Genomic DNA, 16,919 nt, shown 5'->3' with positions numbered 1-16,919 from the left:
CCCAATGACTCTTCACACGAATCGAATGCGACTCGGCGCGGCGATGGCCGCCGCGCTGCTTTGCGCGACGGGCGCACTCGCCGAGGCCGGGAGCATCTCGCTCTCGGCGAAGGTCGAGAAGCGCGTGCTCGCGCAGAACCCCGACGGCACGGCGGCCGAGCTGTACGTGCCGGCGGCCGAGGTCGTGCCGGGCGACGTCGTCGCCTACACGATCGAGGCGAAGAACATCTCGCAGCAGAACGCGGATCGCGTGGTCGTCACGGATCCGATTCCTGCCGAGGTGACGTACCTGGACGGCACCGCGACGGACGCGGGCGCACAGGTGCTGTTCTCGGTCGACGGCGGCTTCCGCTTCGATCGCCCCGAGAAACTGACCGTCGCGAACGAGGACGGCACGCGCCGTCCTGCCCTCGCCAGCGATTACACGCACGTGCGCTGGGTCTTCGCGGCGCCCCTCGCTCCGGCCGAGCAGCGGTCGGTGCGCTTCCTCGCGCAGCTCGAGTAGCGGCGCGTGGATCTCTCGCTCGTTCCTTCGTTCCCAACAACCAGGAGAAAGACCATGCAACGGGTTTGGAGAAACAACGCGCGCGCCGGGATCTTCTCGGCCGCGCTCTTGATCGTGGCTGCGCAGGGTGCGCAGGCCATCGGGACGGACTCAGGTACGTCCATCGCGAACCGCGCGACGGTGTCCTACGACATCAGCGCCACAGCGCAGCCGGTGATCGAATCGGCGCCGGGCGCCGGCAACAGCAATCCGGGCGTCAACAACGGCTCCGACACCACGTTCCTCGTCGACAACAGCATCAGCCACATCGTCAACGAAGTGGCCGGCACCTACACGGGCGTCCCGGTGAACGGTGTCAACGAAGTCCTCGAGTTCACCGTCACCAACACGGGTAACTCGACGCAGGACTACGTGCTGACCGCTACGAACGGAACGGATCCGTTCGTCGTCGGCCCGGACGACTTCGACATGACGGGAACGACCGTCGTGGTCGACGACGGCGACGACATCTACGAGCCTTTGGCCGACACCGCGACGTTCATCGACGAGCTCGTTGAAGACGCCGACGTCACCGTCTGGGTCGTTCGCAGCGTCCCGGTCGGGCGGGTGGATGGCGATGTCTCGGCGATCACGCTCAGCGCGCAGGTCCGCGCGGGCGGCGCCGCCGGTCTCGGCGCGGTCGTCACGAACTCCGCGGGCGCGGACACGGCGGGTGTCGACATCGTGTTCGCGGATCTCGGCGGCTTCGCCGACGTGGCGAACGACGGCCTCCACAGCGATGCCGGCGCGTACCAGGTGCAGACGGCGTCGATCACCGTCGCCAAGGCCTCGGTCGTGATCAGCGACCCGATCAACCTCGGCGTCAACCCGAAGGCGATCCCCGGCGCGACGGTCGAGTACACGATCACGATCTCGAATGCGGGTACCGCCACCGCGACCGCCACGAACGTGGCGGTGAGCGACAGCCTGGCCTCGGAGATCGCGAACGGCACGGTCGACTTCGACTTGAATGGCTATGGCCCTCTCGCGGGCATTCAGGTCACGGCGCCGAACCTCTACGGCGGCGCTGCGACGCCGCTGACCAACGCGGCGGCCGACGACGAGGGCGAGTTCGTGCTCGACGTCGCAGGCCACGGTGCGCTTCCGAGTCGTCATTCAGTAGCGACTCGTGAGCGCTCAGCTTCCGAACCCGATGCATGGGCCCCGGCGGGCCCGCGCGGAGTCTTCGCGACTCCGCGCGGCGCCCGCTGCGGGCTTCGTGCGTTCGCGCGCCGGAAGCTGGATCTGCGCGTGGCTGGCGATCGCGCTGTTCGCGCTCGCCGGCCATGCGCAGACGCCCCCGGGCACGCCGATCTCCAACACCGCGCAGGGCGTGTTCACGCCGCCCGGCGGCGTGCCCAGCGCGGTGCTCTCCAACACCGACACGATCGTCACGACGACGATCCGCACTCCCTCGACGACCCAGTTCCTTCACTACGCGCCCGGCTACCTGGGCGCGGTCGCGACGAACGTCGGCGCCGCGATGTGCAGCACGAGCGGCACGCTCGCCGGCCCGTTCGTGGCATCGCCGAACCCCACGGATCTCCTAGGCGCGCCGATCAATCTCGGCGCGCCGGTCGATTTGTTAGGGGGAGGCGCCTACCACCAGGGCGAGGCGTTCTTCGTTCGCGTTTCGGACGCCGACCAGAACCTCGATCCGCTGGTCGCGGAGTCCGTGCTCGTCACCGTCGACTCTCAGCTCGCGGGCGACAGCGAAGTCGTGCGCGCGGCGGAGACGGGCCCGAACACGGGCGTGTTCGTCGGGTATCTGATGAGCGGGCCGCCGCCCGCCGTTTCCGGAGATTGCGTGCTCTCCGTCGCCTCGGGCGACAGCTCGGTCGCGACCTATCGCGATCCGGCCGACGCCGCCGACAGCACGAGCGCCGGAGTCCTCGTGGATCCGCTCGGCGTCGTCTTCGACTCGCAGACCGGCGCACCCGTGAACGGCGCGCAGATCACGCTGATCGACTCGGGCACCGGCCTTCCCGCCGCCGTCTTCGGCGACGACGGCGTGTCCACGTTCCCGTCCACCGTCAGCTCGGGCGGAGTCGTCATGGACTCCGGCGGCACCAACTACGCCTTCCCGCCGGGCGGCTTCCGTTTCCCCCTCGTCGCGCCGGGCACGTACCGCCTTCAAGTCGTGCCGCCCGCGACGCACACGTTCCCATCCAGCGTTCCCGACGCCGCGCTGCAGCTGCTTCCCGGCGCGCCCTATGTGTTAGGGCCCGGCTCGCGCGGCAACGACTTCCCCGTCCCGATCGGCCCGATCGTGACGGTCGACGTGCCCGTCGACACCGCGAATCCGAGCGGTGCATTCACGCTGGTGAAGCGCGCCGGTCGCGCCACCGCGGGACCGGGTGAGTTCGTCCCCTACACGCTTCTCGCGGGCGCCCCGAACGGCAGCGCCGGCCAGCCCGCGTTCATCGAAGACCGCCTCCCGCCCGGCTTCCGCTTCGAGCGCGGCTCGCTGCGCATCGGCGGCCTGCCCGCGCCGGATCCCGCGGTCACGGCCGACGGCCGCACGCTCTCGATTCCGCTCGGCGTGCTCGCGGCCGGCGCACAGGTGGAGGTCCGCTACGTCGCGCGCCTCGGTGCGGGCGTGCGCGGCGGCAAGGCCGTGAACGAGGCGATCGTGCGCGCCGGCATCCTCTCCTCGAACGCCGCGCGCGCGACGATGCTCGTCGTCGCGGATCTGCTCAGCGAGCGCGCCACGCTCGTGGGCCGCGTGCTCGAAGGCAGCTGCGCCGATCCGCGCGACGTCGCGCACAAGGGTGTCGCGGGCGTGCGCATCTTCCTCGAAGACGGCACGAGCGTCGTCACGGACGAGCTCGGCCGCTTCCACTTCCCGCTCGTGAGCGCGGACACGCACGTCGCGCAGCTCGACATGCAGACGCTGCCCGACGGTCTCACGCCCGCCGCGTGCGAGGGCTCGCGCTTCGCGGGCCGCGCCTACTCGCAGTTCGTCGAGCCACAGCGCGGCTCGCTCTGGCGCACCGACTTCTTCCTCGAGCGCGCGCCCACCGCGCGCGGCTTGCATCAGCAGCTCACGGTCACGCCGGCTGGCGAGCGGCAGCACGTCGAGCTGCGCGTGAGCGTCGGCGGCGCAACGCTGAAGGGCATTTCCGGCGTGGTGATGCTGCCCGATGGCGTGCAGCCCGTGCCCGGATCGCTCGAGGTGATCGGCGCCGGCGCCGAGGTGGACGCGTCGGCGCCGGTTCCGACCGTGCGCGCCGCGCAGGTGGCGCCAGGCGGAGAGGTGACGCTGCGCTTCATGCTCGCAGTGGACCCGAGCGTGCAGGTGAACGCGATGGCGAGCGGACGCCGCGGCACCGGCGAGCCGGTGCGTACGCCCGTCGTGAAGACTGCGCTCGACGCGAAGCGCTCGTTCACGCAGACCGCGACCTGGGACGAGTTGCCGCCTCCGCCGCCGAAGGAGCCCGAGGAGCTGCCGCCCGACGCCGCGTTCGGAGCAGCGTGGCTCGCGCAGGTGGAGCCTGAGAACCGCTGGGTTTATCCCAACCCCCTCGCGATCCTGCGCATTCCGTCGACGAAGGTCGGCATCCAGCACGACCCGGATCTGAGCGTGCGCCTGTTCCTGAACGGCGAGCTCGTGCCGCCGCTCAGCTACGACGGCGCACAGAAGAACGCGTCGCAGACCACCGCGATCTCGCGCTGGCGCGGCGTCGGCCTTCGCGAAGGCCCCAACACCTTCCTCGCCGAGCTGCTGAACGAGCGCGGCGAAGTCGTGGCGAGCATCCAGGAGAAGCTCCACTCCTCGGGACCGCCGGTGAGCGCAGAGCTGATGCCGACGCTCTCCACGCTCGTGGCCGATGGCCGCATCGTGCCGGTCGTGGCGCTGAAAATGTTCGACCGCTGGGGCCAGCCGGTGCGCGAGGGCATGAGCGGGAGGCTCGAGGTGGCGGCGCCGCATCGCGCGAAGGAGTCGGTGGAGCGCGCGCGCGAACGCAAGCTCGCGGTGCCGAATCTCGGCGCAACCGAGTTCGTGGTGGGGAAGGGCGGCATCGCGCGCATCGAGCTCGAGCCCACGACGACCACGGGACGCTTCGCACTCACGGTCGATCTCGCGGACGAGCGCCGCGAAGAGATCGAAGGGTGGCTCTCGCCTGGCCGCCGCGAGTTCACGCTCGTCGCGCTCGGCACCGGCGAGCTCGGCTTCGGCGACAACTCGGGCGACGACGGCACGCGCCGCGCGGCGAAGGTCGACGCCTCCGACCAGCAGGGCCGCGCCGCGCTGTTCGCGACCGGCACCGTGCGCGGCGACTGGCAGGTCACCGCGGCCTACGACAGCGACGCAGAGCGCACTGCGCCCGGCGAGAGGCTGCGGAGCACGCTCGACACCGAGGAGCACTTCGCGCTCTACGGCGACGCCACCGAGCAGCGCTACGAAGCGCCCACCGCGAACGGCTACTTCTTGAAGGTGCAGCGCGACCGCTTCTACGCGCTCTACGGCGATGCCGAGACGGCGCTCTCGGGGAACGACCTCTCGCGCTACGAGCGGGTCGTCACGGGTCTGAAGAGCGAGTACTACGGCGAGAAGCTGCGCTTCAGCGGCTTCGCGAGCGACACCGGCCAGTCCTTCGCGCGCGACGAGATTCGCGGCAACGGCACCTCGGGCCTCTACCGCCTCTCGCAGTCGCCGGTGCTCGTGGGCAGCGATCGCGTGCGCATCGAAGTGCGCGACCGCTTCCGCCCCGGCCGCGTGCTCGACGTGAGGCCGCAGACGGCGCAGATCGACTACGACCTCGATCCGTACAGCGGCACGCTCCACTTCCGCTCGCCGGTGCCGAGCCGCGACGCGCAGCTCAACCCGGTGCTGATCGTCATCGAGTACGAGGTGGACGGCCCCGGCGATGCGATCTCCGGCGGCGGCCGCATCGCGGGCCTCTTCCTCGGAGGTGCGCTCGAGATCGGCGCGACCGGCATCCACGAAGGGCGCGGCGCCCAGAAGGGCGATCTCGTCGGCGTGGACCTCACCTATGAATGGGACGAGGCGAACACGCTGCGCGCGGAGTGGGCGGGAAGCGACAGCACGACCTTCACGAGCTCCGAGCGCGCGCTTGCGTGGCTCGTGTCTGCGGAGCATCGCAGCGAGAGCCTCGAGCTCGAGGCGTACGCACGCGAACAACAGGACGGCTTCGGCCTCGGGCAGCTCTCGGCGATCGACCAAGGCGCGCGCCGCGTCGGCGCCGATCTGCGCTGGCGCTTCCGCGAGCGCTGGACGTTCGAGACGAGCAGCTTCCACGAGCAGAACCTCGCGACGAACGACGACCGCCAGATCGCGGAGTCGCTGATGAAGTGGGACGACGGGGGCCGCCGCGGAGTGCACGCCGGCGCGCGCTACGTGCGCGACTCCGCTCCCGCGACGGGCGAGAGCACGGGGCAGCTGTTGCTGGGCGGCCACTATCAGCTGTTCGGCGACAAGCTCACGCTGCGCGGCGGCAGCGAGGTCGGCTTCGGCAGCGAGGGACCGCACGGGGACTACGCCGACCGCGTCGGCGCGGGCGCGGACTACAAGCTCACCGACTGGCTCACGCTCTTCGCGCAGCACGAGATCACGTTCGGCGACACGCGCCGCGGGCAGGACACGCGCGTCGGAGCGAACGTCACGCCTTGGGAGGGCGGGCAGGTCGCGCTCAGCCTCGGCCGCGGCGGTCTTCCCACCCAAGGCGCGGCCGGTGCGTCGGCGACCTCGAGCCTGGGCGCCACTCCGACAGCGAGCACCCTCGGCGAGTACGGCCCGCGCACGTACGCGAACCTCGGCATCGCGCAGCACTGGAACCTGTTCGAGCGCTGGGGCTTCGATCTCTCGATCGACCGCTCGCAGACGATCTCGGGCGGAAGCACGCCCGCCTTCGACCCCGACGTCCCCACCTTCTCAGGCCCGGCGGACGACGACTACACCGCGATCTCGATCGGCGCCGGCTACAGCCACGGTCCGACCGCGATCACGACGCGCGTCGAGACGCGCCGCGGCGAGATCGAGGACGGCTGGAACCTCATGCTCGGCGCGCTGCGCGAGCACGAGCGCACCTCGTACTCCGCGAACGTGGAGGTGTTCAGCGCCGAGCGCTCCGGCCCCGCGCCCACCGAGGAGGACACCTACGCGGCGCGCCTCTCGCTCGCCTATCGGCCCCTCGACACGCGCTGGATCCTGCTCGAGCAGCTCGAGTTCGAGCACGGCCTGTCCACCACGTCGGGCTCCGGCCTGCGCGGCGACCGGGTCGTGAACCACCTGAAGCTCAACTACACGCGCGACGAGCGCACGCAGATCGCGCTCCAGTACTCCGCGAAATGGGTAAAGGAGCGCATCGACGGTGCGACGTACGACTCGCTCGGCCACCTGTTCGGCATCGAGGCGCGCCAGGACTTCGCGAAGGGCTGGGACATCGCCTTCCACGCCCGCGCGCGTCAGATCGAATCCGACCGCGCGACCGATGGCCACTACTCGGTGGGCGCGAGCCTCGGCCGCCGCCTCTACCGCAACGTCTGGGCGAGCGTCGGATACAACGTGATCGGCTTCGAAGACGACGAGTTCTCCCAGGCCGACTACACCGCGAAGGGCGCGTTCCTCCGCCTGCGCGTCAAGGTGGATGGGGAGAACGTGCGGGACTGGCTCGAGTGGAGCCCGCGCGCTTCTCGCTGGCTCGCGGGCGGGCGAGGTCAGCGCTGAGCGCGATCCGCGCAGGCGCACCGACGCTCACGGTTCTCCACGTTCACCCCGCAGCGGGCTCGAAGACTCGCCCGCTGTTGCGCGCTTCGCCGGCGGCCTCGGCTGATCTGCGCAGAGAAGCGTGTCCCCCGGAGGACGCGCCGTCGTCTCGTCGGCGCGGCAACACCCAGCGGTCGCGTCGCTCCAGAGCCTCGGTTGCGGGGGCGACCGCGGTCGCATTGCAGTTCGCAGCGCTGGCGCGAAGGCGCGCGAGCCGCGCGGCCCCGGTCACCACCAGGCCAGCCCTCGCAATCCCGTTGACCGCGGTGCGCAGGCTGAGGCATAAAACTCGTTCTAACGAACGAAGGAGCCTCCGTGGCCAAGCACTTCAGGTTTGGGATCGCCGCCCTCGTGTGGGCGATCGCCCTCCCCGCATTCGCGCAAGATGCGGCGCCCACGGCGGCACCTGCCGACCGCGACTCGGGCGTCGAAGAGATCATGGTGACCGCGCGGCAGAAGGAAGAGACGCTTCAGGACGTGCCGGTGACGGTCGCGGCGTTCACGGAGATGGACCTCGACCGCTACAACGTCCAGAACCTTCAAGAGGCTGCAAAGCTCGTCCCAAACTTCCAGATCGTTCAGGGCAACTCGGGCAACGGCTCGAACCTCTACCTCCGCGGCGTCGGCTCGAGCTCGATCAGCGCTGCCTTCGATCAATCCGTCGCGATCAACGTGGACGGCGTCGTCGGCAACATCGGCCGGCTCATCCACAACGCCTATCTCGACATGGCGCAGCTCGAGGTCCTGAAAGGCCCGCAGAGCCTCTACTTCGGAAAGAGCGCGACCGCTGGCGTGGTCTCGGTGCGCACGAAGGATCCCGGCGAGGAGCTCGAGGTCGAGCTGATGACGGGCTACGAGTTCGGCTACTCCCAGCTCTACACCGAGGCGATCGTCTCAACCCCGGTCACCGACACGCTCGGAGTGCGCCTCGCGGCGGGCTGGAGCAAAGCCGACAAGCTGCGCGAAAACCTGTCGACCGCCGCGAAGCACCACTGGCGCGGCGATGAGTCGGCGAACGCGCGCCTCACGGTCGTGTGGGATCCGCTCGACAACCTCACCGCGCGCTTCAAGCTGAATTTCTCGAAGTACCAGAACAACGGCTCGAACGGAATCACGGAATCGCGCTGCCTTGGCGCCAATGGAGCGCAGCAGCGCACGAACTCCGGCTTCGGTGGTGTCTTCACGAACTTCAGTGAGGACTGCAAGTTCAACGGGAACTTTGCGATCTCCGACGTGACACCGAAGCAAGCGATCGGCCTTCCCTACGGCGGCGACGATGGCGTTCCGTTCCTCGATCAGGACACGTGGCTCACGTCCCTCGAGCTGAACTGGGGCCTGACCGACGGCCTGAATCTGACTTCGATCACCGGCTACCTGAACCTCGATCACCGCGACCTCGACATCTATTGCTACTGCAGCCCGACCAATGGCTCGACGCCTGCCGGCTTCTACAACGGCCTGCACCGCAACATCTACAAGGGCATCACCCAGGAGCTCCGGCTGTCGAGCGACTTCGACTTCCCGGTCAACTTCCAGGCAGGCTTCTTCCTGCAGGACGTCGAGCAGGTGTTCGAGGCATACCAGTACGCCGTGAACGTGGCCTTGTCCCCGGCGCTGCCGGCGATCTTCCCCGCGCGCTTTCTGCCGGACGGGCGCGATCCCGCCACCGGCAACGGCTACGACTACAACAAGAATCACTACCTCGATACGCGCGTGTACTCCGCTTACGTCGCCGGCTATTGGGACATCACGGACGATCTCGAGCTGACGGCGGGCGTCCGGTACACGGATGAGAGCAAGCAAGGGCGCATCGACATTCCGTACATGCACGCGTTCTTGGCGTCCATCGGATTCCGTCCGAGTGGCTTCAGCATCTCTGACGGACTCGAGTTCGACGACGACAACTGGTCACCCGAGGTCGCCCTCAACTGGACGATCACTGACGAGGTGAGCGTCTACGGCGCCTACAAGCAGGGCTTCAAGTCGGGCGGCATCGACAACAGCGTTCTGCCCAACAGCGGCTTGAACACCTGTCCGCCAGCTCCCGTGAATCCGGTGACGGGCCAGTGCAACTTCCCCGGAGCCCTGATCTACGACTCGGAGACCGCGAAGGGCGGTGAGGCGGGACTCAAGAGCAACCTCTTCGACAACAGCCTGCGGCTATCGGCGACGGTCTTCCACTACCGGTATGAGGACCTTCAAGTACAGCAGTTCAATTCGACCGCGATCCAGTTCTTCACGTTCAACGCGAGCGAGTTGACGACCAAGGGTTTCGAGCTCGACTTCCACTGGATGACGCCGGTCGAGGGCCTGACCTTCAGGGGCGCCTTCGCGCTCACCGACGCCGACTACACGAAGCAGTTCATTCAGGTCGACGGCCAGGATCTGAACGGCTATCCGCGCGAGCGCAGTGCCGACGTCGCCTTCTACGTCGGCACCTCCTACGACCTCGATGCGGGCAATGGCTGGCGCGTCGGGTTCAGTAGCGATGTGAGGTACAGCAGCGGCTACCCGCTCGAGGGGCGTCCGAACGCATTCGAGCAGGACGCGTTCGCTCTCGTCGACGCAGCGATCCGCCTCTACACGGAGGAGGGCCGCTGGGAGATTGGCGTGGTCGGCAAGAACCTCGGCGACAAGACCTACGCGTTCAGCGAAGGCTCCCGCCCCGGCGCGATCGCGCCGGTCCCGGGCGGCCTCCAAGATCGCGTGACCACGACATCGCTCGGTCGCGAGATCCTGCTGCAGCTGCGCGTTCGGCTCTAAGCCGCACGCTCCCAACAACAACGCCCCGGAGAGCGAGCAATCGCTCCGGGGCGTTTGCTTTGGCGCGAGCGGCTCAGCCCTCGTACTTCTCCCGCAGCCGCTGCATGCCGCGGATCCAGCGGTCGTAGTCGCCCGCCTTGCGCTGGATGTAGGTCGCCACTTCGGGGTGCGGCAGCACGAGGAAGCGCTCCTCGGCGAGCGCCTCCGTAACGACCTGCGCCACCTGCTCGGGCTCGATCATGCCGTTGACGCTCGCGACGCCGTCGGGGTTGCCCGCGGTCATCGCGGTCCGCACGGCTTGCGGGCAGAGCACCGAGACCTTGATGCCGTCGCGCGCGTGCGTGATCGCGATCCACTCGGCGAACGAGACGGCCGCGTGTTTCGTCACGGCATACGGCGCAGAGCCGAGTTGCGTGAGCAGGCCCGCGGCCGACGCGGTGTTCAGCAGGTAGCCGCCGCCGCGCTTCGCCATGCGCGGCACGAGATGGCGCGCGGCGTAGATGTGGGACATCACGTTGATCTCCCAGATGCGCTGCCACTCGCTGTCCGCGACCTCGGCGCCGCCGTGGATGCCGATGCCGGCGTTCGAGCAGAACAGCGCGATCGGTCCGTGTACGCGCTCGGTGTGCTCGATGAGCTCGGCGATCTCGCTCTCGCGCGCGACGTCGACGCGCCGCCCTTCGCCGCCGACCTCTGCGGCCACCTTCGCGGCGCCGTCGCCGTCTCGGTCGACGACGACGACCTTGCGCGCGCCATCCGCCGCAAAGCGCAGGCACAGCGCCCGCCCGATGCCGCTCGCGCCGCCCGTCACCACCACGACCTGATCCCTCACGCGCATCACGCACCTCCGGTGAGCGGCGCAGTGTGCGCGCGATCGGGCGCCGAAGCCAACGCGTTCGAGTTGTTACGGAGCGGCGCCCTGGTTCAGGCGAACTTTCCCGGCGGCGGCGCGCCGGTGATGAACACTTGCGGGCAACGCGCTGCGAAGACGCTGCGCGCGTGCTCGACGTCGCGCTCGCCCGTCGGGTACTGCAGCAGATGCCTCACGGCGAAGCCCTCCTCGTGCTCGCGCGTGAAGTGCCCGAACACGACCCGCCGCGGATTCAGCACGGAGACGATGTGCGCGCTCTCTTCCGGGTCGGGCACGATCGTGCCCGCGCTCCCGAGCAGGCCGGGCGGCACGCGCGGCGGGCGCAGCAGCGTGGTGTGGATGCCGATGCAGAGCGTGTCCACGTAGCGGCCGCGCTGATCGAGCGCGAACTCCGCGCCGAGCACGCGCTTCTCGTTCGCAGCGAACCAGCCCGCGTGAACCCCGTGCGGCGCCATGCACAGCCGCTCGCGCGAGAAGTTGTCGCGCAGCACGTACGCGGTGTTGCGGGCATAGCCTTTCAGCGCGAGCAGCGTGATCGAGTCTTCGAGCATCAGCGCGCGCCCACCGGGCTCCAGCGCGACGGTGCGGTGAAAGCCGACTTGCTTCGCGAGCTGCGCGCACGCCGGCGGGCCGATCACGAGCGCGCGCCGCGAGATGCGCTCGAGCGAGGGTTGATGCGTGTGATCTTGCTCGAAGCTCGTGAGCAGCACCGCGTCGATCTCGGGCAGCTCCTCGAGCGGGATCACGGGAGCGTGCACGCGGTGCCCGGTGAAGAAGCCGCGCGGGCCAGAGAAGTATGGATCGCCGAGCCAGCTGTCGACGAGCACCGTGAAGCCGCCGATGTCGAGGATCCACACGGACGCGCCCTCGTCGCACGCCATCACGCCGATCGCGAAGTCTCGATCCCGCATCGCGGCTCTCCGTCGCTGGAGAGCGAGCAAATCCGACACACGCGCGCGCCACAATGCAAGGCGAGTTGCGTCTGCGCAGAAAAGTCCCCGCTGGGCGAGCATGGACGCCCACAACGAGGAGAGCTGCGAGATGGATCTCGGGATTCGTGAAAGGCGCGCGGCGGTGGCGGGAGCGTCCGCGGGGCTCGGCTTCGCGACTGCGAAGGCGCTCGCAGCCGACGGTGTGCGGGTCGCGATCTGCGGCCGCGAGCGCGCGCGCATCGATGCGGCCGCGCGCGCGATCGGCGCGAACGCGCTGCCGCTCGTCGCGGACGTGAGCACGCCCGCCGGCGCGGCGCAGTTCGTGCGCGATGCGCGCGCGGCGCTCGGCGGCCTCGACATTCTCGTGCCGAACGCGGGCGGCCCGCCGCCCGGGAACTTCGCGAGCACGCCGGTCGAGGCGTACCCGAAGGCGATCGAGCTCAACCTGATGAGCGTGATCGCGATGTGCAAAGAGGCCGTGCCGGCGATGCAGGCGCAGCAGTGGGGCCGCGTCGTCGCGATCACGTCGATCGCAGTCGCGACGCCGCTGCCGCACCTGATCCTCAGCAACACCGCGCGCGCCGGCGCGACGGGTTTCCTGAAGACCCTCGCGCGCGAGGTCGCGAAGGACGGCGTCACCGTGAACTCCGTGCTGCCCGGCGTGCACGACACCGAGCGCATCAAGGGCATGCGCGGCAACGCGACCATGGAGGAGATGGCGCGCGGCATCCCGGTGGGCCGCCTCGGCACGGCCGACGAGTTCGGCCACGTGGTCGCGTTCCTGTGCTCGCAGCACGCCGCGTTCATCACCGGCGCCGCAGTACCGGTGGACGGCGGCGCAGATCCCCATCTCTTGTAGGCGCGCGGCCGAGCCGAGTCGCGCGCGCTTCGGCGCGAATGACGAGGCCCGCTTCAGCGAGATCGCGCGCGGACGCGCATGAGCAACGCCGAAGCGCGCCGCGCGCAGCGAGAATCCCCGTGACGCGGCCGCGCGCGCGGGGAATCATGTGCGCGCGCACCGAGGGGAGGTCTCATGGCGATCGCAGTCTTCGGCTTCATGTTGCTCGCGCTCTCGTTCATGCTCGGCGGGCTCGCGACGCGCACGCCGGGCGGCCAAGCCAGCCGCGCCGCGTGGATGACACGCGCGCTCGGCGTGCTGCTCGTCGTCGTCGGCGTGCTCGTGGGCAGCGCGGTAATCGTGCCCGCCGGCTTCCGCGGCGTACTGCTTCGCTTCGCCGCGGTGCAGGGCACGCTCAACGAAGGCTTCCACCTGATCATTCCGTTCGTGAACACGGTCGAGCTGATGGAGGTGCGCACGCAGAAGGAGGAGAGCCAGGCGACCGCCGCGTCGCGCGACCTGCAGAACGTCACGACTTCTCTGGCGCTCAACTTTCGCGTCGATGCGGCGGGCGTGGGCGAGCTCTTCAAGAACGTCGGCACCGGATACAAGGCGCGGGTGATCGACCCGGCGGTGCAGGAGTCGCTGAAGACGGTGACCGCGAAGTACACCGCCGAAGAGCTGATCAAGTTCCGGCCGAAGGTGAAGGCCGAGGTCGAGGAAGAGATCACGCAGCGACTCTCGAAGTACAACCTCGTGGTCGAGCCGTCGGGTCTCTCGATCACGAACTTCGCGTTCTCCGACGAGTTCAATCGCGCGATCGAAGCGAAGCAGGTGGCGCAGCAGCAAGCGGAGCAGCAGCGCTACGTGCTGCAGAAAGCGGAGCTCGAAAAGCAAACGGCGGTGATGATCGCGCAGGGCAAGAGCGAGGCGGCGAAGCTGAACGCGGAAGCGCTGAAGGTGCAGGGCGGCGCGCTCGTGATCTCGCGCGAGTGGATCGAGAAGTGGGACGGCAAGCTGCCCGCGGTCTACGGCAGCGGCGAGGGCGGCATGATCATCGACCTCGGCTCGCTGATGAAGGACACCCGGTAGGCGACCGCCGACATGCGAGCGATCGACGTTCACGCCCACGTCGTCCTCGAAGAGACGTTCGGCACCGCGGGCGCGCACGGCCCCACGCTGAGCGACGAGGACGGCGTGCCGGTGTTTCGCGTCGGCGCGTACTGCCTGCGCGGCGTGCGCTACCGCGGCAGCCCGTTCATGGATCCGGCGAAGCGCGTCGCCGCGATGGATGCGGCGCACATCGGCGTGCAGGTGCTCTCGCCGAATCCGCTCACGTACTTCCACCACGTCGCGGCGAAGGACGCGATCGCGTTCTGCCGCCGCCACAACGACGCGCTCGCGAAGTTGTTACGGGCGTGGCCCGGCCGGCTGCTCGGCTTCGCGGCGCTGCCGATGCAGGACGTCTCCGCCGCGCTCGACGAGCTCGATCGCGCGCGCGAGCTGGGCCTGCTCGCGGGCTACATCGGCACCGACTTCGGCACGCTGCTCGACGCGCCCGCGCTCGATCGCTTCTACGAGGGCTGCGTCGCGCGCGACGTGCCGCTGTTCCTGCACCCCGCGCCCGCGGGCATCGACGGCCCGCCGGGAGACCCACGCCTCGGCCGCTTCGACCTCGATCTCGTGATGGGCTTCGCCGCGGAGGAGACGCTCAGCGTCGCGACGCTGATCTACGGCGGCGTGCTCGACCGGCACCCGAACCTCGACGTGTGCATCAGCCACGGCGGCGGCGCCGCGCCGTACCTCGTGGGGCGCATGGCGGCCGCTGCGCGCAAACGCGCCTGGGCGCCTGCCGCGATCAAGCCCGACGGCGCGTTCGAAGAGCGCCTCGCGCGCCTCTGGTACGACGTGCACGTGCACGACGCGCGCGCGCTCGAGCTGTTACGGAGCGTGGTGAGCGACGCGCGGCTCGTCTACGGCACGAACTTCGCGGGCTGGGATCAGGCCGATCCGCAGCCCGTGGGCGCGCTCGGCGAGACGCTCGCGCGCAACGCGGCGCGCTTGTTACGCAAGCCGGAGCTCGCATCGCCATGAGCCGACTCGTCTACGACCCGACCGACCCCGATCAGCTCGAGCGCATCAACGAGGTCTACGCGCGCCTGCGCGAGGAGTCGCCGGTTCACTACGCGGAGAAGTTCGACATCTACGTCGTGTCTCGGCACGCGGACGTGGAGGCGATTCTCAAGGACACGGAGCGCTTCTCTTCGCGGGGCGCGAATACGGCGCTCGCGTACACGCCGCCCGAGGTGGCCGAGGTGCTCGCCGAGGGTCGGCCCGAAGCCGAGGCGCTGCTCACCGCGGACCCGCCGCGCCACGCGCGTCACCGCGCGCTCGTGAACCGCGCGCTCACGCAGCGGCGCGTGGACCAGAAACGGCCGCGCATGCAGGCGCTCGCGCACGCGCTGATCGACCAGTTCGAAGCGCAGGGGCGCGCGGACCTGATCGCTGCGTTCGGCGTGCCGTACCCGCTGAACGTGATCGCCGAGGTGATGGGGATCCCCGAGGCCGACCGCGCGCAGCTGAAGGCGTGGTCGAGCGACTTCGTCGCGCGCTTCTCGCCCGATCTCAGCATCGAGGACCGCAAGCAGCGGGCGCGCGGCTTCGTCGCGTTCCAGCGCTACTTCGAGCAGCTGATCCTCGCCGCGAAGCGCGACGGTCGCGACGACTTCATGGGCGACTTCGCGCGCGCTGCGTTCGCCGAGCCGCCCGTGTCGATGGAGGACCAGCTCACGACGCTGATGCAGACCGTCGTCGCGGGGCACGAGACGACCACGAACCTGATCGGCGGCGCGCTCGTGCACCTGCTCACGAACGCGTCGGTGCGCGAGCGGCTCGCGCGCGAGCCGCAGCTCATGCCGGCGTTCATCGAGGAGGTGCTGCGGCTCGAGACGCCGACGCAGGCGCTGTTCCGCACCGCGAACGTGGACGTGACGCTGCATGGCGTCACGATCCCCGCCGGCAAGCACGTGCAGATCCTCTACGGCAGCGCGAACCGCGATCCCGCGGCGTTCCCGAATCCCAACGCGCTCGATCTCGATCGCGACGACCTGCGCGGCCATCTCGCGTTCGGCCTCGGCATCCACTTCTGCCCCGGCGCGCCGCTCGCGCGCACCGACACGCTCGTCGCGCTCGAGGCGCTCACGCAACGCCTGCCGGGTCTGCGCCTCGTTGCTGGCGCGGCGCTCGTGCACACGCCGCACTTCTTCCTGCGCGGTTATCAGGCCGTGCACTGCGAGTGGCGCTGAGCGCGCCTGGAACCCTTCCGGCGATTCGCGCCGAGGAACGCCGAGGCTAGGTTCGCCCGCTCGCATGGACCCGAAGATCGTCGCGATCCCCGCCTATCTCGCGCTGCTCGCGCTGGAGCTCGCCGTCGCGCGCGCGCAGCAGCGCGACATCCAGACCACGCGCGACTCGCTCTCCAGCATCACGCTCGGCGCCGGCAGCCTCGTCGTCGGCGCAGGCTGGGGCGCGCTCACCGTGGGGGCGTGGGACGCAGTTTCCGCGCTGCGCGTCGTCGATCTCGGTGACGGCCCGTGGGCGTTCGCGGCGGCGATGATCGCCGTCGACTTCGCCTACTACTGGTTCCACCGCATCCACCACGAAGTGCGCATCTGCTGGGCCTCGCACGTCACGCACCACTCCAGCCAGCGCTACAACCTCGCGACCGCGCTGCGGCAGCCGTGGCTTCCGTTCACGAGCCTGCCGTTCTTTCTCGTGCTCGCGTTCTTCTTCACGCCCGCGCAGATCGCGACCGCCTACGGCATCAACCTCGTCTACCAGTTCTGGATCCACACCGAGTTGATCGGGCGCATGGGCCCGCTCGAGTGGGTGCTCAACACGCCCTCACATCACCGCGTCCACCACGGCGCGAACGTGCAGTACCTCGATCGCAACTACGCCGGGATCCTGATCGTGTGGGACCGCTGGTTCGGCACCTTCGAGCCCGAGGGCGAGCGCGTGCGCTACGGGCTCACGCAGAACATCACCACGCACAACCCGATCTACGCCGCATTCCACGAGCTCGTCGCCGTCGTGCGCGACGCCGCGCGCGCCGGCTCGTGGCGCGAGGCGGCGGCGTACTTGTTACGGGCGCCGGGCTGGAAGCCGCGCGGCGAAGGCGCGACTGCGAGCGACCGGAAGCGCATGGCCGGGCTCGCCGCGTGAGCGAGATCGACGACGAG

The 16,919-nt window shown here is 69.5% G+C and carries 10 protein-coding genes and 1 pseudogene; 9 read left to right on the top strand and 2 right to left on the bottom strand.

Features of this window, described 5'->3' with window-relative positions; genetic code table 11:
* Positions 1-4 precede the first annotated feature (4 nt).
* From FJ091_03860 to FJ091_03845, 4 genes and pseudogenes are all read left to right on the top strand, one after another.
* Positions 5-505, top strand: a complete 501-nt coding sequence (locus FJ091_03860) for a DUF11 domain-containing protein (GenBank protein MBM4382486.1) — start codon at positions 5-7, stop codon at positions 503-505.
* Between the two features lie 720 nt (positions 506-1,225).
* A pseudogene (locus tag FJ091_03855) lies at positions 1,226-1,429 on the top strand (hypothetical protein).
* A 334-nt stretch (positions 1,430-1,763) separates the two neighbouring features.
* Positions 1,764-7,235 (top strand): hypothetical protein, encoded by a 5,472-nt coding sequence (locus FJ091_03850; protein ID MBM4382485.1) that lies wholly within the window; start codon positions 1,764-1,766, stop codon positions 7,233-7,235.
* Positions 7,236-7,589: 354 nt separating this feature from the next.
* Positions 7,590-10,037, top strand: a complete 2,448-nt coding sequence (locus FJ091_03845; protein MBM4382484.1) for a TonB-dependent receptor — start codon at positions 7,590-7,592, stop codon at positions 10,035-10,037.
* A 73-nt stretch (positions 10,038-10,110) separates the two neighbouring features.
* Here FJ091_03845 and FJ091_03840 read toward each other — a convergent pair whose 3' ends face one another.
* Together FJ091_03840 and FJ091_03835 are read right to left on the bottom strand one after the other, a co-directional pair.
* Positions 10,111-10,875, bottom strand: a complete 765-nt coding sequence (locus FJ091_03840; GenBank protein MBM4382483.1) for an SDR family oxidoreductase — start codon at positions 10,873-10,875, stop codon at positions 10,111-10,113.
* 86 nt (positions 10,876-10,961) lie between these two features.
* Complete coding sequence (locus tag FJ091_03835; GenBank protein MBM4382482.1) at positions 10,962-11,819, bottom strand: MBL fold metallo-hydrolase; 858 nt, start codon at positions 11,817-11,819, stop codon at positions 10,962-10,964.
* A gap of 130 nt (positions 11,820-11,949) precedes the next feature.
* Between FJ091_03835 and FJ091_03830 the strand changes: the two genes are divergently transcribed.
* From FJ091_03830 to FJ091_03810, 5 genes are all read left to right on the top strand, one after another.
* A complete protein-coding gene (locus FJ091_03830) occupies positions 11,950-12,699 on the top strand; it encodes an SDR family oxidoreductase (GenBank protein ID MBM4382481.1) in 750 nt (249 codons plus the stop codon).
* 174 nt (positions 12,700-12,873) lie between these two features.
* Positions 12,874-13,770, top strand: coding sequence for a prohibitin family protein (locus FJ091_03825; protein MBM4382480.1), 897 nt, complete (start codon positions 12,874-12,876; stop codon positions 13,768-13,770).
* Positions 13,771-13,782: 12 nt separating this feature from the next.
* Positions 13,783-14,772: an amidohydrolase gene (locus FJ091_03820; protein ID MBM4382479.1), complete on the top strand. Its 990-nt coding sequence runs from the start codon at positions 13,783-13,785 to the stop codon at positions 14,770-14,772.
* Entirely contained in the window at positions 14,769-15,983 is a 1,215-nt protein-coding gene (locus tag FJ091_03815; protein ID MBM4382478.1) for a cytochrome P450, read from the top strand. Before FJ091_03820 ends, FJ091_03815 begins: the two co-directional genes overlap by 4 nt.
* Before the next feature lie 64 nt (positions 15,984-16,047).
* The gene (locus tag FJ091_03810; GenBank protein ID MBM4382477.1) at positions 16,048-16,902 is read left to right on the top strand and encodes a sterol desaturase family protein; all 855 of its coding nucleotides are present in this window, start codon (positions 16,048-16,050) and stop codon (positions 16,900-16,902) included.
* The last annotated feature ends 17 nt before the right edge of the window (positions 16,903-16,919 follow it).

The organism is Deltaproteobacteria bacterium, from assembly GCA_016875395.1.
Classification (GTDB): domain Bacteria; phylum Myxococcota_A; class UBA9160; order UBA9160; family UBA6930; genus VGRF01.
This window is presented reverse-complemented; position numbering and strand designations above follow the sequence as displayed.

Bases quoted from the DNA above. Each gene is read 5' to 3' on its own strand.
- FJ091_03860 (MBM4382486.1), top strand. From the start codon at position 5: ATGACTCTTCACACGAATCGAATGCGACTCGGCGCGGCGATGGCCGCC.
- FJ091_03840 (MBM4382483.1), bottom strand. From the start codon at position 10,875: ATGCGCGTGAGGGATCAGGTCGTGGTGGTGACGGGCGGCGCGAGCGGC.
- FJ091_03835 (MBM4382482.1), bottom strand. From the start codon at position 11,819: ATGCGGGATCGAGACTTCGCGATCGGCGTGATGGCGTGCGACGAGGGC.
- FJ091_03830 (MBM4382481.1), top strand. From the start codon at position 11,950: ATGGATCTCGGGATTCGTGAAAGGCGCGCGGCGGTGGCGGGAGCGTCC.
- FJ091_03825 (MBM4382480.1), top strand. From the start codon at position 12,874: ATGGCGATCGCAGTCTTCGGCTTCATGTTGCTCGCGCTCTCGTTCATG.
- FJ091_03820 (MBM4382479.1), top strand. From the start codon at position 13,783: ATGCGAGCGATCGACGTTCACGCCCACGTCGTCCTCGAAGAGACGTTC.
- FJ091_03815 (MBM4382478.1), top strand. From the start codon at position 14,769: ATGAGCCGACTCGTCTACGACCCGACCGACCCCGATCAGCTCGAGCGC.
- FJ091_03810 (MBM4382477.1), top strand. From the start codon at position 16,048: ATGGACCCGAAGATCGTCGCGATCCCCGCCTATCTCGCGCTGCTCGCG.